Here is a 20,274-nt window from a genome sequence, read left to right as displayed (position 1 = left end):
GTTGGCGGAGTTCATCGATGGTCTCGGTGACCGGTGGGCGCGGTCGATCGATCGGACCTCGACGTTCGACCCCTACTCGGCCGGTCTGCGCCTGCGTGTCGTGCCGGAGCTCGGGCATGTGCCGGTCGGCATGGTCACGGCGGGGCTCATCGATCGGGCGATCGATCGTTGGGAGGGGGCGCACAGTCACTCGACGGTGAAGAACACCGTGGCCGCGCTCGTGCATGTCCTCGACGACGCGGTGCGGGAGGGGCTGCTTCCCCGCAACCCTGCGAAGGATCGCGCTCGGCGCAAGCACTCCGGGCAGGTCAAGGACGGTAATGATGTGAACCCTCGGGACCTTGCGCTGCCTGACGTCGCGACGCTCGATCGTCTTGTCGCCGCGGTGGTGGAGAAGGGTGGTCATCGGTGCTGGGGCGACATGGTGCTGTTGCTGGCGACAACCGGTATGCGGATCAGCGAGGTATCGGGGCTGACTGTTGGCGATGTCGACCTGGCGCGCGGGCTCATCCACGTTCGGCGGCAGACCTATCCCGGTCGTGGCGGTCTGACGACGAAACCGACCAAGGGGCGTCGCTCCCGGGTGGTTCCGATCATCACCCCTGCCCGGACGACCCTTGAACGGCTGACGGCCGGCAAGAAGGCCACGGCTGCTCTGATCGTGGGTCCTCGCGGCGGCACGATCACGACGGCGACGCTCCGGGATGCGACCGACTGGGACAAGCTCGTGGCCCGACTCGGTATCGCCGGTCTTGTCCGGCACGGCCTGCGGCACACGGCGTTGACCTGGATGGCGGACAGCGGCGTGCAGCTGCACGTGCTCCAGCGGGTGGCGGGTCACCAGGACCCGGCCATGACGGCGCGCTACCTGCACCCGGATCACCGGGCCCTGCTCGATGCCGGGGACACGTTCGCCGCGTGGTGGGCGAACCCTGCTCGACAGGGCGGCCTCCCGGCCTCGGACGAACGCTCGGGTCGGACGGCCTGACGCACACCCAGCACGTCCCATCGGGGGCAAGTTGGGGACAAATCCACAGTGGAAACGGCGACACCGGCGGGCATAAAAAACGCCCCTCACCTGGTGTTTCAGGTGAGGGGCGATCGGTCGGGCTGACAGGATTTGAACCTGCGACCCCTTGACCCCCAGTCAAGTGCGCTACCAAGCTGCGCCACAGCCCGTCGGTCTCCCGGACGTGTCCGAGAGTACCCGTTCCGGCCCCGCAGGGCCGACCGAAATACTACCCCACGTCAGGCGCTGTGACGCACTCGGAGTCGGGGTGACGAGGAGCACCTGCGCCGTGGACGTGGTCCGCGGTGCCGCGATCGCCCTCACAGCTCCAGCCGGTAGGCCACCAGCAGGAGGTCGAGCTTGTCGTCCGGGGTCCAGTCCCGTCGTGGATCGCGCTGGAAGCCGAGGCGTTCGTAGATGCGATGGGCGGCGTGCATCCGTGCCTGGCTGCTGAGCACGACGGCGGTCCGCCCGGCCGCCCGGGCGCGGTCGAGGCATGCGCGGGTCAGGGCCTCCCCCACTCCCCGGCGTCGGGCCTCGGGTGCGACGGCGAGCATGCGGATCTCTGCCTCGCCGTCGCGGGCGAGGTCGGACATGCGCCCCGGCTCCGGCACGTAGGTGACGCCGCCGAGGAGGGTTTCACCAGCCTCTGCGCTTTCACCGGCCTCTGCGCTGTCGCCGTCCACGGCGACCAGCACCTCGGCGACGGCAGCCCGCGAGGCGACGTCGCGCAGCCTGGGCAGATACGGGTCCTGCTCGCCGTGGTCGAGGAGACCCTCCCGCAGGTAGGCCTGTGCCGTGAGTTCGCCGAGGATTCCGTGTTCGGCTGCCCCGATGGGGCGGATCGTGAAGTCCACGCGGGCAGTGTCGCGCACGGTCCGCGGCACTGCCAGGGCTTTGCGCCGTGGGGCGGTCAGTTCCCGAAGAGGCGGGCGAAGAACCCGGTTCGCGGCTCATCCTCGTGCCCGCGGCAGCGCTGGCCCGAGGGGACACCCCGCATGACATCATCCACATGCTGGCCGCAACCGGCCCACGTGGTCTTGCCGCAGGTCTTGCAGTCGACAGGTCGACACATTTCAGCGTTCCTTCGTTGAGGGGTTCGGTCGGGGGGTTGGGGTCAGGCCAGGGAGAGGAAGAGCTTCTCGAGCTCCTCCGTCGTGAGGCCGTCACGGTTCTTTCCGGTCTCGGGCCCGGTGACGCACTCCTCCATCGCGGTGGCCACGATGACGAAGCCGGCACGGTTGAGCGCGTGCGTGACCGCTGCGAGCTGGGTGACGACGTCCCGGCAGGACGCGTCGGACTCGACGGCGTCGATCACCGCGTCGAGCTGGCCGCGGGCGCGGCGCAGGCGGTTGACGATGCGGCGCCGGCCGGCTTCGTCGGTGGTACTCACGGGCGGTTTCCTTTCGTGTCTGCCGCTGTGTGCGGGCTCAAGCCTGCGCGGTCTGGTCCTGCTCTGCGAGCTTGGCGCGGACGTCGTCCATGTCCAGGCCCTCGACGGCGTCGATGACCTGTCCGAGCTGGGCACTGCCGAGCGCGCCGGGCTGCGCGAACACGATGATCCCGTCACGGAACGCCGCCAGCGTCGGGATCGAGGTGATCCCGAACCCCGCCGACAGTTCCCGCTGCGCCTCGGTGTCGATCTTGCCGAACACGATGTCGGGGTGGTTCTCGGAAGCCTTCTCGAACACCGGGGCGAACGCCCGGCACGGAGGGCACCAGTCCGCCCAGAAGTCGAGCAGGACGATCTCGTTGTCCGTGACCGTCCGCTCCAGGTTGTCCTTGGTGATCTCACGTGTAGCCATGCCGACAGGATATACCCATGGGGGTATCACCGGTCAATGGTGCGTGGCTCACACCGGGACGATGCCCGTCCGCCCCTCCCAGGCCCCGTGCTCCGACACCGGCCGGAACCGGAACGTCGCGAACTCGTGGTGGAAGTCGCGGCGCCGCCGCTCGGCCATCGCGGCGGCATGCCGGTCCGGAGCCTCGACCGCGGACCGGCCGTGCACCATCTCCTCCATCTCCCGCACCGACCGCCACACGGAGAACGTCGAGATCGTCCGGGCAGGGCGGAAGGCCGCCAGGGCGAGCGTCGTGCCGGGATGGTCACGGACGAGTCGTTCCACGGGCTTGCCCCAGCGCAGGAACCGGGGAACCTCTCCGAGCCGCATGCGCGCCACGGTGACGGCGACGACAGGCTCGTCGCGGCCCCAGCTCCCCGCACGGGCGGGCAGGTCCGGGAGCGCGGCGAGCCGCGACCACCGCCGCAGGAACTCGAGCCGGACGTGCCAGCCCTCGGCCAGCTGCCGCCCCAGGGGATCACGGTCCAGGAACCGCTCCACGGCGTCCTCGTCCCGCCACTGGGCGAACATCGCGACCCGGCGCAGCTGCAGGCGGTCCGGTGAGACCGTGGGCGCGCCGAGCCGCATGAGGGCGAGGCACTCCGCGTGCTCCAGCCCCGGCGTCGTCGTGCCCGACGGCGGCCGCAGCAGCGCGCGGGAGGTCCGGGCCGGAGGGAGTTCTGCCAGGTGGAAGGTGTGGACCGTCACCCGCGGGCTCGCCGGTCGCCGCGGCGTGAGATGGTCCGGCCCAGCCAGACCAGCGGGTCGTAGCGCCGGTCGGCGACACGCTCCTTCATCGGGATGAGCGCGTTGTCCGTGATCTTGATCCCCTCCGGGCACACGTCGGTACAGCACTTCGTGATGTTGCACAGTCCCAGGCCGTGCTCGTCCTGCATCTCGGGGACCCGGTCCGCGACGTCGAGCGGATGCATCTCCAGCTCGGCCACCCGCATGAGGTACCGAGGACCGGCGAACGCCGGCTTGTTCTCCTCGTGGTCGCGCACCACGTGACAGGTGTCCTGGCACAGGTAGCACTCGATGCACTTGCGGAACTCCTGCGAGCGCTCGACGTCGATCTGCTGCATCCGGTACTCGCCGGGCGCCAGGTCGGCCGGCGGAGTGAACGACGGGATCTCGCGCGCCTTGGCGTAGTTGAACGACACGTCCGTCACCAGATCACGGATCACCGGGAACGCGCGCATCGGCGTCACCGTCAGCACCTCGGCGGGATCGAACACGGACATGCGCGTCATGCACAGCAGGCGCGGGCGCCCGTTGATCTCCGCCGAGCACGACCCGCACTTGCCCGCCTTGCAGTTCCACCGCACCGCGAGGTCGGGGGTCTGGGTGGCCTGGAGCCGGTGGAGGACGTCGAGCACCACCTCGCCCTCGTTGGCCTCCACCTCGTAGTCGGCCGACGCGCCGCCGGTGGCGTCCCCGCGCCACACCCGCAGCCGTGCGGTGTACGTCATGGGGTCCCTCCCTGCGGGTGCGCGGTCAACTCGGCCGCGGTGTAGTACTTCTCGAGTTCGGTGAGGTCGAACAGGGCGAGCAGGTCCTCGCGCATCGGCGCGCGCTCGGCCTGTTCGACGGCGACCCGCGGCACGACGACGTCGTCCCGGCCGTCGCGGTCACGTGCGGTCAGCAGCGCCCGACGGCGCCACTCCGGGTCCAGCCCCGGATGGTCGGCACGGGTGTGACCCCCGCGGCTCTCGGTGCGCGTCCGGGCCGACGACGCCACGGCCTCACCCACCATGAGCATGTTCCGCAGGTCCAGCGCCAGGTGCCAGCCGGGGTTGTACTGCCGGTGGCCCTCGACGGCGACGTCCCGCACGCGCTCCCGCAGCGCGCCGAGGCGATCGAGCGCCTCGGTCATCTCGGACTCGGTCCGGATGATCCCGACCAGATCGTTCATCATCCGCTGGAGCTCGGCGTGCAGCGTGTACGGGTTCTCCCCGGCACCGTGGGCCGCGGGTGCGAACGGCGCGAGCGTCATCTCGGCGGCGGCCTCGACGGCCTCCCGCCGCGCCGCGGGACGACGTCGGACCCCGGCGACGTAGTCGGCCGCACCGAGCCCCGCGCGGCGGCCGAACACCAGCAGGTCCGAGAGCGAGTTGCCGCCCAGCCGGTTCGAGCCGTGCATCCCGCCGGCGCACTCCCCGGTCGCGAACAGGCCCGGCACCCGCGACTGCCCGGTGTCCGGGTCGACGTCGATCCCGCCCATCACGTAGTGGCAGGTAGGCCCGACCTCCATGGGCTCGGCCGTGATGTCGACGTCGGCCAGTTCCTTGAACTGGTGGTACATCGACGGCAGGCGACGCCGGATCTCGTCGGCCGGCATCCGGCTGGCGATGTCGAGGTAGACGCCGCCGTGCGGGGAGCCGCGCCCCTCCTTCACCTCGGTGTTGATCGCGCGCGCCACCTCGTCGCGGGGCAGCAGGTCGGGGGTACGGCGGTTGTTCTCCTGGTCCTCGTACCAGCGGTCCGCCTCGTCCTCGGTCTGGGCGTACTGGCCCTTGAACACGTCCGGGACGTAGCCGAACATGAACCGGTCGCCGTCGGCGTTCTTCAGGACGCCGCCGTCGCCGCGCACCCCCTCGGTCACGAGGATGCCCTTGACGCTGGGCGGCCAGACCATACCGGTCGGGTGGAACTGCACGAACTCCATGTCGATCAGGTTCGCCCCGGCCCGCAGCGCGAGCGCGTGGCCGTCGCCCGTGTACTCCCACGAGTTCGACGTCACCTGGAACGACTTCCCGATCCCGCCCGTGGCCAGCACCACGGCAGGGGCCGAGAACTCGATGAAGCGGCCCGACTCCCGCCAGTACCCGAACGCCCCGGCCACGGCGCCGTCGTCGTCCGTGAGCAGCTCCGTGACGGTGCACTCTGCGAACACGCGCAGCCGCGCCTCGTAGTCGCCGGTCTCGGTGTGGTCGGCCTGCTGGAGCGCCACGATCCGCTGCTGCATCGTGCGGATGATCTCCAGGCCGGTGCGGTCTCCCACGTGGGCGAGTCGCGGGTAGGTGTGGCCACCGAAGTTGCGCTGGCTGATGCGGCCGTCCGGCGTGCGGTCGAAGAGCGCGCCCCACGTCTCCAGCTCCCAGACGCGGTCGGGCGCCTCCTTCGCGTGCAGCTCGGCCATGCGCCAGCTGTTGAGGAACTTGCCGCCCCGCATGGTGTCGCGGAAGTGCACCTGCCAGGAGTCGTTGTCGTTCACGTTGCCCATCGCCGCGGCGCAGCCGCCCTCGGCCATGACGGTGTGCGCCTTGCCGAAGAGCGACTTGCACACGATCGCCGTGCGCAGGCCGCGTTCTCGCGCCGCGATGGCGGCGCGCAGGCCCGCGCCGCCCGCCCCGATGACGAGGACGTCGTACTCGTGGCGCTCGGTCTCGGTCACAGCCGGGTTCCTCTCCGATGGCGGGTGGTCTGTCCGATGGCGCCGTCTATCCGATCAGCCGCAGGTCGGTGATGGTCCCGCGCGCGACCAGCATGACGTACAGGTCCGTCGCCACGAGCGTGCCGAGGGTGATCCACGCGAACGTCGCGTGCCGGGTGTTGAGCGCCGACACCCAGGTCCATGCCCGGTACCGCACCGGATGCTTCGAGAAGTGCGTGAGCCGCCCGCCCATCACGTGCCGGCACGAGTGGCACGACAGCGTGTAGCACCACAGCAGCACGACGTTCACCAGCAGCACGAGGTTACCGACGCCGACGACGAACCCGTCCGCCGGGTGCCGGAACGCGACGACCGCGTCGTAGGTGTTGACCAGCGAGATGACCACCGTGAGGTAGAAGAGGTACCGGTGGGCGTTCTGCAGGATCAGCGGGAAGCGGGTCTCCCCCGTGTACGTCGCGTGCGGCTCCGGCACCGCGCACGCCGCGGGCGCGAGCCAGATCGACCGGTAGTACGCCTTACGGTAGTAGTAGCAGGTCAGCCTGAAGATCAGCAGGAACGGGAGGCTGAGCGCGGCGTACGGGATGAGCGGATGGTCCGGGAGGAACATCCCGAAGTGCGCCGCTCCCGGTTCCGACGCGCACCCGAGCGACACGCACGGCGAGTAGAACGGCGTCAGATAGCGCTCGTCGGCGAAGAAGTACTGCTGCTGGAACGCTCGGAACCCGCCGTACACGACGAACGTCAGCAGGCCGATCGTGGTGGCCGCCGGCAGCAGCCACCAGCGGTCCGTCCGCAACGTCCGCGCGCCGACCTCGGCGCGCCCGGGAGCCTCGACCCCTCGCGCGACCGCCGTCACGACCGGTCGCCGTGGTAGCCGCCGAGACCTTCTTCGTCGACGTCGCTCCACATCGCGGAGTCGTCAGGGGTGTCGGGGACGTAGATGGTCTCCTGCGTCCCCGTGCCCGCCGGACGCTCGGGCTCCGCCACCGCGAGCTCGCTCGCGTCGATCTCCAGCCGTTCGAGGTCGTTCATCAGCCGGCGCACCTGGGGCCCGTCGCCGAAGGTGTCGCGCACCTCGGCCACGCTGCGGCGCAACTGCTCGATCGAGCGACGAAGCGTCAAGTACTCGGTGGTCGTCATCCGCACCTCCTCGGGGAAGCACCCCACGCCGTCGGGAGGTGCGTCACACCCGACTTTGCCGCGAACGTCCCGCGAAGGCAAGGGGGCGCGTGGTCCGGATGCGCCGGCGTGCGCCGGAGTTCCCGCACGGATTCATCCGCGGTGCCACTTGCGGATTTCCCGGCGAAGCGGTGAGGTGAGCCCGAGAAGGCGTACGGCGGGCCACCAGCCCGCGCAGGCCAGTGCTCCCCGCCACACCACGATGGGGCGTCCGCATCACGGTTCGGCCCTTCCGCAGATCGTCGCTGGATTCTCCCCCGCGGATCGTGGTTGGATCCTCACGCTCGGCCGTGTTGCTGCAGCGGCGAGCGCTTGTGGGTCATGTCGAGGAGTTGAGGTCCGCTGAATTCGCCAGTCGCCGCGCCACTCCTGGCGCCCGGGCCTGCCCCCACCTCGCCTGAGCAGCCCCTTCCCCAGCACGAGCGGCCCCGGCGCCCGGCCGAGAGGGTTCTCAGCCCGCCCCCGCAGCCTCCCATCCCCCTCAGCAGGATCCTGGAGACGAACCGTGCGGCCTATACGGAACTCGTGGACTCGTACCGCGCCACCGCACATGCCCGCGCTGTCGACGCTCCCGTGCTCCTCGATCCCGTGCTGGCGACCGCTCGCGCGAAGGGCGGTCCGGTCGCCTCCGTGCTCGAGCTCGGGTGTGCCGACGGGGTCTTCACCTCATGGCTGGCACGAGAGGGCCTCACGGTCACTGCCGTCGAGTACTCGGCGCGGATGCGTTGTGCCACACGGCACCGACTTCGCTCCGATGCGGCCCCGCTCGAACGCGTGAAGATGATCGGGCACGAGTTCCACAACGGCGGCGAGCCCTTGCCACCGCTCAGGGGCAGGGTCTTCGACGTCGTCATCGCCATGGCGTTCGTACACCTCTTCCCTGCCGGGACGGATCTGAAGGTGCTCCAGCAGATCGGAAGGCACCTCGCCCCAGGTGGCGTGGCTTTCCTGACCACGACGGTCGAGGAGGAGGACCGGCGTGGTTTCGAGTTCAAGGACGGGCCGCACGGATCCCGCGTCCGCTATCGCAGCCGGTACACGGCGACAAGTTTCATCGAGCTCGTGAACGCTGCCGGGCTCGAGGTCCGGGACAAGCAGTACCAGGTGGACCCACGGGTCGAGGGAAAGACCTGGCTGGACGTCATCGTCGGGCACCCGGGCGACTCGCCCCGGCCGGCGCCCTCCCGGCCGGGCGCCTCTCTACGGGAGCCCGCGATAGACGGCGGTGCGTAGCTCCTTCGCGTACGCCTCCAGTGCCGGCATGCCCAGGTCGGCGGCGGCGGCGATCTCCGCCTCGACGTCGTAGGGCACGCGGACGAACTGGATCCCGAACGGTGCGGGCTCCTCGTTCTCCGGCTCGCCCTCGAGAATCGCATAACTCGGGACGGGCTCGTCGAGCGGGTTCCCCACGCTCCCCACGTTGAAGAGCATGCGGTCCGGCCAGGTCTCGACGTAGGTTCTGTGGATGTCGCCGTATCCGACCACCGTCGGGGCAGGCCCGGGACCGGTCATCGCGGTATTCGCGAACATACCCTCGAATTCCTCGCGGGTATGTGTCTCCCGCACCCGGTGATGCGGGCTCCGGGCCGACGCGTGGTAGAGCCGGATCCGCCGCCCGCTCATCATCAGCTCGTAGCTGAGCGGCAGCGTACGAAGCCATTCCAGCTGGTCCTCCCGCACCTCGTCGCGCCACCAGCGCATCTCCGGCGCGTCGTCGTCGCCGATCGTGTGCAGGAAGTCGTCCCAGTTCCCGCGGATGTTGACGTCGCATTCCTTGTCGCAGCGGTCGACGACGTCCGCGCCCCGCGGCCCCTTGCCCACGAAGTCACCGAGATTGATGATCCGCTCGACGCCCCGCGTGTCGATGTCGCGCAGCACCGCTTCAAGAGCTGTCAGGTTGCCGTGGACATCCGATATCAAGGCAATTCGATCTAAAGACACGCTCTGGATCGTGCCATACGTCACCTCACCGTGTCGCGCTCGTCTCCCTGGCTCAGCGCCGTCGGACGACGCGTCGCGACCACGTCGTAGCCGACGGCCAGCGAGAGCGATCCCAGCACATGCTGCAGGAGAGGCGGGTTCCATTCGTCGTCGTTCTCGTACTGCCGGACGCCGATACCGATCCGCTCCACGCTCCTGCGGAAGAGGTGGAACTCGACGTAGCCCTGCGCCTCGGGTGTGCCGGGGTCGCGGACGGCGCCGCTGTACTGGACGGTACTACCGAACACATGGATCCTCAGCCTGCCGCCGTCGCCCTCGTTGACCTTCGCGGCGATCTGTTCCAGCCGGTCATGGGCCGCGACGACCCGGTCGATGAACCCGACGTCACGGTCGTAGTAGCGCTCGATGTTCGCCGCGATGGCCGGGTGCTCGACCAGCCACACGGGGTCGACCTTGATGACGTCGATGTCGATGTCCCGCGCGACGGTCTTGGCGATGAGGTCCTCGTCATGGGCGAGCGCGGTCATCCCGAAACCGAAGACGACCACGCGTTCTCTCGCCGACTTCCAGATCTCCAGCGACGCGCTCTGATGCTCCCGGTCAGCACTGACCCAGGCGATCCCCCGCAGCTTGCGGAGCTCCGCGGCGAGCCGCCCGCGCTCCTTCTCCGTCCGCTCACGTGCGGCCACCGTCTGGTCGTACACATACGCCACCGCGATCACGGCGAGCGCGACGGTCGTGCACCACACGATCGCGATCGAGACCGCAGGAGGCACGACGTTCGGCATGAAGCTCAGTGCCAGGTTCGCCGCGGCGCCGAACGCCACGACCAGAAGGCTCCGCTGGGTCCATCGCATCCGGATCACCTCGGCTCGCAGGCCTGAGTCCTCTTTTATCCAATGTATGGCAATGGATCGGTAACGTCGAGGAAAGTCGGGCATCTCGGCCGGCGCAGCGACGCCCGGCCCGGCCAACACGAAGGGCCCCGCAGGCTGTGGAACCTGTGGAGCCCTCCGCGATCCGCTGTCTCATTTCGGATCCCGCCGGCACGCATGCCGGAAGTCTGTGGCCAGTGTACAGCGCCGCCGGTCGCGACCTCCCTCACCGACTCACGCGATCTGTCACGCACTCGGAACGGCCGCCGGCGTGCTCGGCCGGGCCGCACGCCGGCGCCCCGCCGCGAGCGCCAGCCCTATCGCCGCCACCGCGACGACGAGCGCCGCCGGGACCGGCACCGCCCCGACGCCCGCGCCCGCGACCAGCGCGGAGAAGAGCGCGGCGCCGACGGCGATGCCGCCGTTGAACAGCACGGGGATCAGCGCGCCCGCGAATGCCCGGCGCTCGGGCCCGGCGAGGCGGAGGATCAGGGTCTGCGCGAGCGGCGGCAGGGCGCCCGACGCGACGCCCCAGGCCGCCACGGCGAGCACGCCGAACGCGGCGCCCGAGTCGATCGCCAGTCCGGCCACGGTCAGCGCGGTCGCCGTGGTCGCCGCCGTGAGGGCCGGCGCCGTCCGCTCCCCGAACCGTCCGGCCAGCGCGACGCCGACGGCGGACGCCAGTCCGAAGACCAGCAGGAGCGACCCGGTCCCACCGGGCAGGATCGCGGCGGGCGCCTCGGCGATACGGGTGATGTAGGTGTAGGCGCCGTAGTGCCCCACGAGGGCGAGGGCGACGAGTCCGGTCACGGCCAGCAGGGGTGCCATGCCGTGGCCGCGCGCCGCCGGAGCCTGGCCACCGGCCGCCGTCGTCGTCCCCTGTTGCGTGCGGGCGGGGGCGACGACGAGCCGTACGGCGACCGCGGCCACTGCGGTCAGGGCGGCGAGCGCCCAGAATGCCGCGCGCCAGCCGGCGGTGTCGGCGACGAGGCGGGCGAGCGGGGTGCCGAGCACCATGCCGAGCGTCGCTCCGCCGAGGACGACGGCGACGGCGCGGGCGAGGTGGCGGTCCGGGACGAGGTCGGCGACGTGCGCGTTCACGGTGGCCCAGAGCAGCCCGACGGCGGCGGCGCCGAGCAACCGGGCTCCGACGGCGACGCCGTAGGCCGGGGCGAGCGCGGTCAGGGCCGACGACGCCGCGAGAACCACGGTGGCCCCGGCGACGACCGTCCGCCGGTCACGGTCGCGGACCAGCCGGACGAGCGGGAAGCTCGCCACGACGACGACCGCTGCCCAGAGCGAGACGAGCATGCCGGTGCTCGACTCGGCGACGCCGAGTCCGATGCTCATGGGGGTGAGGACGGTGGTGGGCAGCATCTCGGCGGTGACCATGAGCAGCGTGGTGCCGCCGAGGACGAGGAGCGAGGGCCACGGCAGCTCTGGTGTCTTCATGTCTGAGACCGTAAACTTTGACATTGATGTCAATGTCAAGCCCGTCGGGACCTGTCGCGGGCCGCGAGGTTCGAGGACGGACGCGAGGTTCGAGGACGGACGCGAGGTTCGAGGACGGACGCGAGGTTCGAGGACGGACCTGGGTGAGGAGTCGAGATGAAGATCGGCGAACTGGCCGAGCGGACGGACGTCGCGCCGCGTCTCATCCGGTACTACGAGCAGCAGGGGCTGCTCACCGCTGACCGCGCGCCGAACGGGTACCGCACCTACGGGCCGGAGCACGTCGAGCGGGTGACCCGCGTGGCGGGCCTCGTGCGCGCCGGGCTCACGACGAAGCTCGTCAAGGTGCTGCTCGACATGGAGGACGCCGCGGCCGCGATGAAGCCCACGTGCCCGCGCCAGGTCGCCGAGCAGCTCGCCGCCGAGCTCGCCGGGATCGAGGACAGCATCGCGTGCCTGACCCGCAGCCGGGACACGATCCGCGAGTTCCTCGCGCGCACCGAGCACGCGGCCCTGCTGAGCGAGGCGGCAGCCCGCTGAGGCGCGCGACAGTCCGCTGAGGCGCGGAGCAGCCCGCTGAGGCGGCGAAATTCCGTTCCGCTTCTCCGCCCCACCGCGCAGGATCGTCCCCATGCAACTCTCCTCACCCGCCACGCGCGACGACGCGATCACGCTGGTCCAGTCACACTCCCCCACGTTCCCCGTCCCGGGGCAGCGGGAACTGTTCGCCGACTTCTCCCTGAACCGCCTGTTCGACCGGGGCGTGCGCCGCCCCGACCTCGTCTGGGCGGTGGAGCCCTCCGGCCCCGGGGACGACGGCGGAGCGCGGGGCCTCGTGGCCGCCCGCCACCTGTCCGACGCCGAAGGGCTGGTCGACCTCTTCGCGTTGCCCGGCAACCCCGCCGTCGTCGACCTCCTCCTCGGGGCGGCGACGGACTGGGCCCGCTCGCACGGCGGCGTCGTCGAGGCGTCCTTCAGCGCACCCGCCGCCCCCGACCCGCTGGCCGTACCGGCGGTGCGGGGCCTCGTCGACGCGTTCGCGCGGCACGGCTGGAAGGTCCTGGTCACGCGCCGGCACTACCACTTCGCGGCGCGCGACGGGATGGCCGACGGCGTCGCGCCCCTCGACCTCGAACCCGCCCGGGACCGCGAGCGCGTCGAGGCGTTCGTCCGGCAGATGATGCCCGGGTCCCTGGACGTGCGCGACCGGGCGAACGTCGCGGCCAAGGGCCTGGAGCGGGCAGCCGCCGACGAGACGGACGACCTGCTGGGAGCCGATCCGATCGAGTGCTTCGGGTTCGCCGTCCAGGACGGCCAGGACGCGGGCCTCGTGGTCCGCCGGGCCCTGCCGAACGGCAACGGCTTGATCTGCCAGGTCGGTGTCGCCGAGTCCTTCCGGGGGCGCGGCCTGGCGCGCCGCCTCGTCGCGACGGCCACCGCCGACCTGCTCGCCGAGGGCTCCACCACCCTCATCGCCGACACCGACGACACGAACGTCCCCATGATCCGCGCCTTCGCCGCCGCGGGCTGGGTGCCCACCGAGTCCCGGATCGATCTGACGCTCGGGTAGACAGCCGCGGTCGGTCACCCGTCGAGTGGTCGGGGACGCGTGCCGGGTCAGCGCCGCACGCCCAGGTCGCGCAGCTCCAGGTTCGCCAGCCTGTGGACCACGTCCTCGTCGCCGGCGCGCCACGCCGCGACCGGGTCGTCCGCGACCTGGGCGAGTTTGCGGACCGGCTGGTTGGCGAGCGCCCGCAGCGCGAAGAGGGCGACGTCTCCGGCGGTGTCCCCGGCCGCGAGCTGTCGAGCGGTCCGCCGCGCGGCACCCGCACGCCGGGCAAATCGGATTCGCAGCGGCAGATAGATCACCGCGACCAGCAGCACCGGGATGAGGAGCACCGCCAGGCCGACCGCGAGCGCCAGGGTCTCGACCGTCTCGACCATCGACGTGCCCGCCGCGGCCAGCCCGTCGGCCTGCTCGGCCATCCCGCCGAACGGCCCGGTGAGGTCGCCGCCGACGAGGGGGACGTCCGCGATCCGGCCTTCCACGTCGCGCAGCTGCCCGGCGATGCCGCCGGCGGCGTCCGCCGTCGCCCGGCCCGGTGCCGCGAGCTCCAGCACGGCTTCCTGGGCGCGGAGCCCGGCCCAGGTCCACGCGCCGATCCATGCGAGGAAGAAAAGGTCGCCGAAGATCTGCCGGGTGCGGCGTGCGGGGGCCGCGGCGTAGAGCGTCATGACGACATGGTTCCAGAATGTCTGGAATCGGCGCACCGGGCCGGGGTGTGGTGCCCTCGTCACATCCGCGAACCCGCGCGGACCGTGACCGGGGAGCCGTCGGCCACGAACGCCGAGACCGGGGGCGCGTTCAGAGCCGCGGTGAAGCGCGGGCCGTAGACGTGGGCGACGTCGCACGTCAGTCGCGCGTCCGTGGCCTGCCAGACATTCCACCGCGGGTGCTCCACCCGGTACTCGACGCAGCCGCCGCCGCGCTGGGCGGCGTAGCCTCAGTAGTGCTCCGTGACGAACTCCTCCTGGGAGCCGGCAGCGGGCGGGCGGGCCTCGCCCGTGGTGGTGGCGTGCAGGCGGTGCCAGGTGCCGCCGTCGTACCAGGCGTATCCGACGAGGCCGGCGGGGGTGACGCCGTCGTCGGACAAGTCGATGCGGTGCCGCATCGGGCGGGAGACGTACCGTTCGCCGTAGGCGATCCGTGCGACGGCGGCCAGCGCCGGACGCGGCACGATCTCCTTGACGAACACGACGCCGCGGCGTGGCCCCTCGGCGGTGTCGCGACGCACGTAGAACCGCAGGTTGATCTCGTCGAAGTCGCGGTGGAACGGCACGGGGACGCCGAGCAGCCGGGTGTCGAGGAACTCGAACCCGACCATGCTGACGAGCGTCCGGCCGTCCCAGGTGTCGAGCACGACGCCGCGCGGCACGAGGGGCCGCAGCACGTCCGGGTCGATGTCGTAGCTCAGCATCACCAGCCGCCGCCACTCGGCGGTGAGGAACGTGCGGGAGCGCGGGCCGCGACGCGCGGTGGGGCCGGTCACGCCCGCGAACCTAGCAGACCGTGCGAGCTGCGCCGACATCACCCGCCGAGCCGCAGTACGAGCCATGTGGCCGCTGTCGAAACGCAGGTTGAATCGTGCCAACCGCTAGTTGGCACGATTCAACCTGCGATTCGCCCGCCGACCACGTCGGCGGCCGCGGTTGGTGGCGGTGGGGACCCGCGAGCCCTCAGAGGGTCCAGTGCTGGTTGGCGCCGCCCCAGCACGAGTACTGGGTGAGCCGGGCGTTGTTCGCGGTCGACTGGTCGAGCACGTCGAGGCACTTGCCCGAGTGGCGGGCGACGAGCTCGACGACGCTGCCGGCGTCGCGCAGCTCCCACTGCTGGTTGGTGCCGCCGTTGCAGGTCCACTGGATGGCGCGGGCGCCGTCGGCGGTCGATGCGGCGTCGACGTCGAGGCAGAGTCCTGAGCCCTGGTTGACGATCTGGTGGTACCCGTTGCCGAGGTCGTTCAGGGTCCACTGCTGGTTCGCGCCGCCGTGGCACGTGTACTGGATGATCTCGGCGCCGGGGTCCGTGGACCCGCTCACGACGTCGACGCACTTGGCGGAGCCCTCGTTCACGATCGCCGTGACGGTGGTGCCGGGGTTGCCGGCGTCCGGGTCGACGTCGTCGCCCCACGCCCAGCGCAGCCGGTTCGCGCCGGACTCGTTGCGGAGCGTGAGCGACAGGTCGCTGCCGCTGCCCTGCATCGCGTACATCGAGTACCAGTCGTAGCCGATGGTGCCGGGCTTGCCGCCGACGGCGGGCCAGTAGGTGCCGCCCATGTCGTTCTCGCGCATGACGTCGGTGACCGCGCGGATGTGGCGCACGAAGTTGTCGCCGCTGCCCGGGTCGCCGTAGTTGCGGCCGTCGTTCATCGGCGCGCCGAACTCGGTGGCCACGGCGCGGCCGGCGCAGTTGCCGAGGCGCTGGGTGACGTGGTTGCGCCAGTTCTCGTAGCTCATCTCGCCGTAGAAAAAGGCATAGTGGTGGAACGAGAGCAGGGTGCCGTCGAAGCGGGAGTCGTCGCACACGTCGCGCAGGTCCTGGCTGTACCCGGTGCCGCCGATGAGCACCCGGCCCGCGGGTGCGGAGTAGTGCTGGTCGAGCCAGTCCGCCGCCACGTCGCGCCACTCGGCGGAGCTGTAGCCGTGCGGCTCGTTCATCGGCTCGAAGTAGACCAGGGAGTTGCCGCCGTACTGGGAGGTCACGGTGGACCACATCGTGTTCCAGGCGGCGTGGTCGGTGACCCGCCCGCCCGAGGCGGCGCCGTCCTCCCAGTAGGCGAGGATGACCTTGAAGCCGCGGTCGGTGGCGGCGTCGACGGCGCCGCGGTACCGGTTCCACCAGTCCGTACCGACGGTGTGGGTGTTGACCGGGAGGCGGACGGTGTTGATGCCGAGCGTGGACTCCATGTCGTCGTAGAGGGCGTTCGCCTTGGCCTGGACGGTGGCGTAGGAGTCGGACTCGGTCAGCCCGTCCACGACGAGCGGCCCGGTGCTGAAGTTGTCGCCCAGCACGGCCCAGTTGGTGCCCCGGAAGTCACTGGTGTCGGCGGCGGCCGGCGGCGCGGCGGCCAGCGCGGCGACCGGGAGGAGGGCGCACGCGGCGAGCATGCTCAGGGCGCGGCGCGGGAACGGGCGCCGGGCGGGCGGACGCGGCAGGCGCGGCGCGGGGCGGTGGTTGCGAGAGGTTCTCATGGTGTCGACCGATCTCGTGCGACTCTGCACGGTAGGGGCTCGAACTCATGATGTCGGCGAGCGATCATGTTAGCGCCAACATCCCGATCAAGAATGACCACCACGACACACCAGGTCAACAGCTCGGCGCAAGGTGATCAGAAGCGATCACGGCCCGCCGGCACTCCATCGCGCCGCCTGTTTCAGCAGGTGCGTCCGCTCGGCGGAGTTGTCGGCGGCCTCCGCGGCGGCCGCGTAGCGGCGTGCGGCCGCCGCCCGCTCGCCCGCCATCTGGAGCAGGTAGGCGGTCGCGGCGTCGTACCGCGGCAGCCCGGGGTCGAGCGACTCGAGGGCCCGCAGCCCGGCGTACGCCCCGTCCACGTGCCCGACGGCGACCGCCCGGTTGAGCTCGGCCACCGGGTTCCGCGGCGCCAGGGCGAGGAGTTCGTCGTACCAGGTCAGGATCTGCGGCCAGTCGGTCTCGGCGGCGGTGCGCGCGTCGTCGTGCAGGGCGGCGATCGCGGCCTGCGCCTGGTACTCGCCCAGCAGGTCGCGCGCGAGCGCACGCTGCAGGATGCCGACGCCCTCGGCGATCATCGCCGTGTCCCACCGCGACCGGTCCTGCCGGTCGAGCGGGACGAGCGCGCCGACGTCGTCGAACCGCGCCGCCCGCCGCGCGTGGTGCAGCAGCATGAGCGCGAGCAGCCCGGCAGCCTCGGGGTCGTCGGGGACGGCGGCGGTCAGCTGACGTGCGAGCCGGATCGCCTCGGCGGCCAGGTCCACGTCGCGGCCGGCCGGCGGCGCGGCGGAGGGGACGGCCGCGCCCGGCGCGGACGCGCCCGCTCGTCCGCCGGGACCCGGTCCGCCCGTGAAGCCCTCGTTGAACATCAGGTAGAGCACCCGCAGCACGGCGGTCACGTCGCCCGGCGCCTCGAAGCGCTCGCCCGCCACGGTGCGTTTCGCGCGCGAGATCCGCTGCGCCATCGTCGCCTCGGGCACCAGGAACGCCCGCGCGATCCGCGCCGTCGTCAGCCCGCCCACGGCCCGCAGCGTCAGCGCGATCGCCGACGCCGGGGTCAGCGCGGGGTGGCAGCAGCGGCTGAGGATCAGGAGCGTGTCGTCGGCCTGCTCGCTCGGGCCCGACGGCGGCTCCAGGCTCACCTTCACCTCGCGCAGCGCACGGGCCGACGCCGACCGGCGCGCGTCCAGGAACTTGCGCCAGGCGACCGTGACGAGCCAGGCCTTCAGGTCGGCGGGCCGGTCGCCGCGATCCGCCCGGCTGCCGGCACCACCCACCATCGCCTCGGCAGGCGCATCGCCGGACGGTACGCCGGCCACCGGGTTCGTGATCGTCGAACCGCCGCGGGGCCTGCCCGCGAACGCGTGTGCACCGGGGCCGCCGTCGTCCACGACCTCGTTCCCCCAGCGGCGGACGGCCTCGACGAGGGCGTCCTGGACGGCGTCCTCGGCCGCCGCGAAGTCGGCTCCGCGGCGGACGAGGACGCCCAGGACCTGCCCGGCCAGCTCCCGGATCACTCGACCACCGGCGGGTCGGCGAGGAAGGGACGCACCTCGATCCACTCGTGCAAGGGCTTGCCGTCCTTGCCCGGCGCCGACGACAGGTAGGCCGCCGCCTCGTGCGCCCGCTCCTCGGAGTCGACGTCGATGACCATCCAGCCCGCGATGAGGTCCTTCGTCTCGGCGAAGGGTCCGTCCGTGGCGGGCGGGCGCCCCTCGCCGTCGTACCGGACGAAGGTGCCCTCCGGGGAGAGGGCCTGGGCATCGACGAACTCGCCGCGCTCACGCAGGTCGTCGATGACCTTGCCCATGAAGGCGACGTGGGCGTTGATCTCCTCCGGCGTCCACCGGTCCATCGGGGCCGAGAATCCCGGGTGCGCCTCCGGGCCGCCGCGGTAGTGCTTGAGCATCAGGTACTTCATGGTTCCATCCTCCGGTCTCGAGCGGCGCGTGTCGCCGCCGACACCCCTGGGACGGTGCCGGCGGGGAGATCTCGACATCCGCGGCGGAACTCTCCTCAGACGCTGCCCGACGAGGGCTCGCCGTCGTCGGGCGCGGGGGCGGGCGTCGGCTCGCCGTCGTCGGACACGGTGGCGCGCGTCGGTTCGCCGCCCGGCCGCGGCGTGGCCCCCGCACTGCGGTGCGGGAACCGTCTCCGAGCCGCCAGATCCGCGAACTGCGCCTCCAGGGCAGCGACTCGCTCGTCGCGCAGCCCCTTGACCAGGCTGAACATCATGAGGAACACGAGAAGGAAGATCGGCAGTCCGATGACGGTGATCACCTGCTGCAGAGCCCCGAGCCCGTCCTGGCCGGTGACCCCACCGAGGATGATGAGCGACGCCGCGAGCGCACCCTCGCTGATGCCCCAGAAGACGCGCTGCCGCACGGGGCCGGCGTCGGTGCTGCCCACGCACAGCATGTCGACCACGAGGGAGGCGGAGTCGGACGACGTCGCGAAGAACAGCGCCACCACGATCACGGCGATGCCCTGGACGAGAGTCGCCGCCGGGAAGTTCTCGAAGAAGGTGAACATCGCCAGGGCGACGTCCTGGGAGACGGCCTCGGACAGCTCGCCGCCGCTCCCGTCGATGCCGTCGATGCGCATCGCCGACCAGCCGAAGATCGCGAACCACACGAGCGTGAACAACGACGGCGCGACCAGCACCCCGCCCACGAACTGCCGCACGGTGCGACCGCGGGAGATCCGCGCGAGGAAGACGCCCATGAACGGCGCCCAGGTGACCGTCCACGCCCAGTAGAAGACGGTCCAGCCGCCCTGCCAGCCCCAGCCGCCCTCCTTGGTGAACTCGGCCATCGAGTCGTTCCAGAACGCCAGGCCCACGAGGTCCTGCAGGTAGAGGCCGAAGCTCTCGAAGATCTGCCGCAGCAGGAACACGCTGTCCTGGAAGAAGACCAGCACGAAGATCATCAGCCCCACGGCGAGCAGGATGTTGATGTTGGACAGCAGCTTCACGCCCTTGTCGAGCCCGGCGACGATCGAGGCCACCGCCGTCGCGGTGAGCACCGCGATGATCCCGACCTGCAGCCAGGTGCTGTTGGGGACGGCGGGCACGAGCGCGTTGATGCCGGCGCCCACCTGCGAGGTGCCGAGGCCCAACGAGACCGCGAGGCCGAACAGCGTGCCGAGCACGGCGAAGATGTCGATCGTCTTGCCGATCGGGCCGTGGATGCGTTCCTTGAGGAACGGGTAGAACACGGAGCTGACCCGGAGCGGCAGCTTGTACCGGTAGACGAAGAACCCGAAGGCCAGGCCCGGCAGCGTGAAGATCGCCCAGGTGTGCAGGCTCAGGTGGTACAGCGAGATCGACATCGCGTCACGCGCGGCCTCGACCGAATAGGGCTCGACGTCGGCGAACGGCGGTGTGGCGAAGTGCGACATCGGCTCGGCCACGCCCCAGAACATCAGGACCGTGCCGATGCCGCCCGCGAACAACATCGCGAACCAGGACATGTTGGAGTACTCGGGTCGGGAGTCGTCCCCGCCGAGACGCAGGTGGCCGTAGCGACTGAGCGCCACCGCGGCGAGGAAGACGAGCCATACGGTCACGCCGAGGATGAAGAACCATCCGAGGTCCGTGACGATCTGGTCCCGCAGCCTCCCGAAGGCCGTGCCGATCCGGTCCGGCAGCAGGAGCAGCAGGAGCAGGAACAGCACCATGAGCCCTGCCGACACGAAGAAGATCGTCGGGTTGGTCCGCAGCCCCAGCTTCTTCGCGAGGGCGTCGAGTGTGCGCTCGATCATGGATCGACCTTTCTCACTGATCGCGCCGGCAGGTCCCGGCGTTCCGGCAGCGCACCAGCCTGGCAGGA

The 20,274-nt window shown here is 71.1% G+C and carries 22 protein-coding genes and 1 tRNA gene; 4 read left to right on the top strand and 19 right to left on the bottom strand.

The genetic code is table 11. The features are described 5' to 3' along the window. Positions 1 to 100 precede the first annotated feature (100 nt). Entirely contained in the window at positions 101 to 988 is an 888-nt protein-coding gene (locus EDD34_RS09485; RefSeq protein WP_170177023.1) for a tyrosine-type recombinase/integrase, read from the top strand. Positions 989 to 1,105: 117 nt separating this feature from the next. Here EDD34_RS09485 and EDD34_RS09480 read toward each other — a convergent pair. The 9 genes from EDD34_RS09480 to EDD34_RS09440 all read right to left on the bottom strand — a co-directional run bounded on the left by EDD34_RS09480 (position 1,106) and on the right by EDD34_RS09440 (position 7,390). Then, a tRNA-Pro gene (locus EDD34_RS09480) sits at positions 1,106 to 1,179 on the bottom strand. 150 nt (positions 1,180 to 1,329) lie between these two features. Next, positions 1,330 to 1,866, bottom strand: a complete 537-nt coding sequence (locus EDD34_RS09475; protein WP_123814341.1) for a GNAT family N-acetyltransferase — start codon at positions 1,864 to 1,866, stop codon at positions 1,330 to 1,332. A gap of 260 nt (positions 1,867 to 2,126) precedes the next feature. Then, the gene (locus EDD34_RS09470; protein ID WP_123814340.1) at positions 2,127 to 2,402 is read right to left on the bottom strand and encodes a metal-sensitive transcriptional regulator; all 276 of its coding nucleotides are present in this window, start codon (positions 2,400 to 2,402) and stop codon (positions 2,127 to 2,129) included. Positions 2,403 to 2,439: 37 nt separating this feature from the next. Beyond that, a complete protein-coding gene (locus tag EDD34_RS09465; RefSeq protein ID WP_123814339.1) occupies positions 2,440 to 2,814 on the bottom strand; it encodes a thioredoxin family protein in 375 nt (124 codons plus the stop codon). Between the two features lie 48 nt (positions 2,815 to 2,862). Beyond that, complete coding sequence (locus EDD34_RS09460) at positions 2,863 to 3,561, bottom strand: hypothetical protein (RefSeq protein ID WP_123814338.1); 699 nt, start codon at positions 3,559 to 3,561, stop codon at positions 2,863 to 2,865. Further along, complete coding sequence (locus EDD34_RS09455) at positions 3,558 to 4,325, bottom strand: succinate dehydrogenase/fumarate reductase iron-sulfur subunit (protein WP_123814337.1); 768 nt, start codon at positions 4,323 to 4,325, stop codon at positions 3,558 to 3,560. The genes EDD34_RS09460 and EDD34_RS09455 overlap by 4 nt, the downstream gene beginning before the upstream one ends. Then, the gene (locus EDD34_RS09450) at positions 4,322 to 6,250 is read right to left on the bottom strand and encodes a fumarate reductase/succinate dehydrogenase flavoprotein subunit (RefSeq protein WP_123814336.1); all 1,929 of its coding nucleotides are present in this window, start codon (positions 6,248 to 6,250) and stop codon (positions 4,322 to 4,324) included. Before EDD34_RS09450 ends, EDD34_RS09455 begins: the two co-directional genes overlap by 4 nt. Before the next feature lie 46 nt (positions 6,251 to 6,296). Then, on the bottom strand, positions 6,297 to 7,106 hold the full coding sequence (locus EDD34_RS09445; RefSeq protein WP_123814335.1) for a hypothetical protein: 810 nt from the start codon (positions 7,104 to 7,106) through the stop codon (positions 6,297 to 6,299). Then, positions 7,103 to 7,390 (bottom strand): hypothetical protein, encoded by a 288-nt coding sequence (locus tag EDD34_RS09440; RefSeq protein ID WP_123814334.1) that lies wholly within the window; start codon positions 7,388 to 7,390, stop codon positions 7,103 to 7,105. The genes EDD34_RS09445 and EDD34_RS09440 overlap by 4 nt, the downstream gene beginning before the upstream one ends. A 564-nt stretch (positions 7,391 to 7,954) precedes the next feature. Here EDD34_RS09440 and EDD34_RS09435 point away from each other — a divergent pair. Then, a complete protein-coding gene (locus tag EDD34_RS09435) occupies positions 7,955 to 8,662 on the top strand; it encodes a class I SAM-dependent methyltransferase (RefSeq protein ID WP_170177022.1) in 708 nt (235 codons plus the stop codon). Here the strand turns inward: EDD34_RS09435 and EDD34_RS09430 are convergent. The 3 genes from EDD34_RS09430 to EDD34_RS09425 form a co-directional block, all read right to left on the bottom strand. Then, positions 8,630 to 9,349: a metallophosphoesterase family protein gene (locus EDD34_RS09430; RefSeq protein ID WP_246012279.1), complete on the bottom strand. Its 720-nt coding sequence runs from the start codon at positions 9,347 to 9,349 to the stop codon at positions 8,630 to 8,632. The genes EDD34_RS09435 and EDD34_RS09430 overlap by 33 nt on opposite strands. A 41-nt stretch (positions 9,350 to 9,390) precedes the next feature. After that, positions 9,391 to 10,227 (bottom strand): hypothetical protein, encoded by an 837-nt coding sequence (locus tag EDD34_RS21175; protein ID WP_246012278.1) that lies wholly within the window; start codon positions 10,225 to 10,227, stop codon positions 9,391 to 9,393. 264 nt (positions 10,228 to 10,491) lie between these two features. Further along, entirely contained in the window at positions 10,492 to 11,697 is a 1,206-nt protein-coding gene (locus EDD34_RS09425) for an MFS transporter (protein ID WP_246012277.1), read from the bottom strand. A gap of 156 nt (positions 11,698 to 11,853) precedes the next feature. Here EDD34_RS09425 and EDD34_RS09420 point away from each other — a divergent pair, with 156 nt between their 5' ends. Then, a complete protein-coding gene (locus EDD34_RS09420; protein WP_123814330.1) occupies positions 11,854 to 12,237 on the top strand; it encodes a MerR family transcriptional regulator in 384 nt (127 codons plus the stop codon). A 91-nt stretch (positions 12,238 to 12,328) separates the two neighbouring features. Then, positions 12,329 to 13,267, top strand: coding sequence for a GNAT family N-acetyltransferase (locus tag EDD34_RS09415; RefSeq protein WP_123814329.1), 939 nt, complete (start codon positions 12,329 to 12,331; stop codon positions 13,265 to 13,267). A gap of 47 nt (positions 13,268 to 13,314) precedes the next feature. Here the strand turns inward: EDD34_RS09415 and EDD34_RS09410 are convergent, their stop codons facing one another. From EDD34_RS09410 to EDD34_RS09380, 7 genes are all read right to left on the bottom strand, one after another. Beyond that, the gene (locus EDD34_RS09410; protein ID WP_123814328.1) at positions 13,315 to 13,932 is read right to left on the bottom strand and encodes a hypothetical protein; all 618 of its coding nucleotides are present in this window, start codon (positions 13,930 to 13,932) and stop codon (positions 13,315 to 13,317) included. A gap of 59 nt (positions 13,933 to 13,991) precedes the next feature. Continuing rightward, entirely contained in the window at positions 13,992 to 14,159 is a 168-nt protein-coding gene (locus tag EDD34_RS21505; RefSeq protein WP_211341538.1) for a hypothetical protein, read from the bottom strand. Between the two features lie 42 nt (positions 14,160 to 14,201). After that, positions 14,202 to 14,747: a YqjF family protein gene (locus EDD34_RS09405; RefSeq protein WP_211341537.1), complete on the bottom strand. Its 546-nt coding sequence runs from the start codon at positions 14,745 to 14,747 to the stop codon at positions 14,202 to 14,204. A gap of 187 nt (positions 14,748 to 14,934) precedes the next feature. Then, entirely contained in the window at positions 14,935 to 16,446 is a 1,512-nt protein-coding gene (locus EDD34_RS09400) for a ricin-type beta-trefoil lectin domain protein (protein ID WP_123814327.1), read from the bottom strand. A 147-nt stretch (positions 16,447 to 16,593) separates the two neighbouring features. Beyond that, positions 16,594 to 17,961: an RNA polymerase sigma factor gene (locus EDD34_RS09395; RefSeq protein WP_246012276.1), complete on the bottom strand. Its 1,368-nt coding sequence runs from the start codon at positions 17,959 to 17,961 to the stop codon at positions 16,594 to 16,596. Further along, positions 17,958 to 18,365 carry a YciI family protein gene (locus EDD34_RS09385; RefSeq protein WP_123814326.1) on the bottom strand — a complete coding sequence of 136 codons (408 nt, stop codon included), beginning with the start codon at positions 18,363 to 18,365 and terminating at the stop codon, positions 17,958 to 17,960. Before EDD34_RS09385 ends, EDD34_RS09395 begins: the two co-directional genes overlap by 4 nt. Before the next feature lie 95 nt (positions 18,366 to 18,460). After that, complete coding sequence (locus EDD34_RS09380; protein ID WP_123814325.1) at positions 18,461 to 20,206, bottom strand: BCCT family transporter; 1,746 nt, start codon at positions 20,204 to 20,206, stop codon at positions 18,461 to 18,463. Positions 20,207 to 20,274: the final 68 nt, after the last annotated feature.

Source organism: Myceligenerans xiligouense (assembly GCF_003814695.1).
GTDB classification, from domain to species: Bacteria; Actinomycetota; Actinomycetes; order Actinomycetales; family Cellulomonadaceae; genus Myceligenerans; species Myceligenerans xiligouense.
This window is presented reverse-complemented; position numbering and strand designations above follow the sequence as displayed.

What these genes read in the sequence shown, in the direction of transcription:
- EDD34_RS09465 (WP_123814339.1), bottom strand. Translation starts at nt 2,814, where the DNA reads ATGGCTACACGTGAGATCACCAAGGACAACCTGGAGCGGACGGTCACG.
- EDD34_RS09455 (WP_123814337.1), bottom strand. Translation starts at nt 4,325, where the DNA reads ATGACGTACACCGCACGGCTGCGGGTGTGGCGCGGGGACGCCACCGGC.
- EDD34_RS09440 (WP_123814334.1), bottom strand. Translation starts at nt 7,390, where the DNA reads ATGACGACCACCGAGTACTTGACGCTTCGTCGCTCGATCGAGCAGTTG.
- EDD34_RS21175 (WP_246012278.1), bottom strand. Translation starts at nt 10,227, where the DNA reads ATGCGATGGACCCAGCGGAGCCTTCTGGTCGTGGCGTTCGGCGCCGCG.
- EDD34_RS09425 (WP_246012277.1), bottom strand. Translation starts at nt 11,697, where the DNA reads ATGAAGACACCAGAGCTGCCGTGGCCCTCGCTCCTCGTCCTCGGCGGC.
- EDD34_RS09420 (WP_123814330.1), top strand. Translation starts at nt 11,854, where the DNA reads ATGAAGATCGGCGAACTGGCCGAGCGGACGGACGTCGCGCCGCGTCTC.
- EDD34_RS09415 (WP_123814329.1), top strand. Translation starts at nt 12,329, where the DNA reads ATGCAACTCTCCTCACCCGCCACGCGCGACGACGCGATCACGCTGGTC.
- EDD34_RS09410 (WP_123814328.1), bottom strand. Translation starts at nt 13,932, where the DNA reads ATGACGCTCTACGCCGCGGCCCCCGCACGCCGCACCCGGCAGATCTTC.
- EDD34_RS09400 (WP_123814327.1), bottom strand. Translation starts at nt 16,446, where the DNA reads ATGAGAACCTCTCGCAACCACCGCCCCGCGCCGCGCCTGCCGCGTCCG.
- EDD34_RS09385 (WP_123814326.1), bottom strand. Translation starts at nt 18,365, where the DNA reads ATGAAGTACCTGATGCTCAAGCACTACCGCGGCGGCCCGGAGGCGCAC.
- EDD34_RS09380 (WP_123814325.1), bottom strand. Translation starts at nt 20,206, where the DNA reads ATGATCGAGCGCACACTCGACGCCCTCGCGAAGAAGCTGGGGCTGCGG.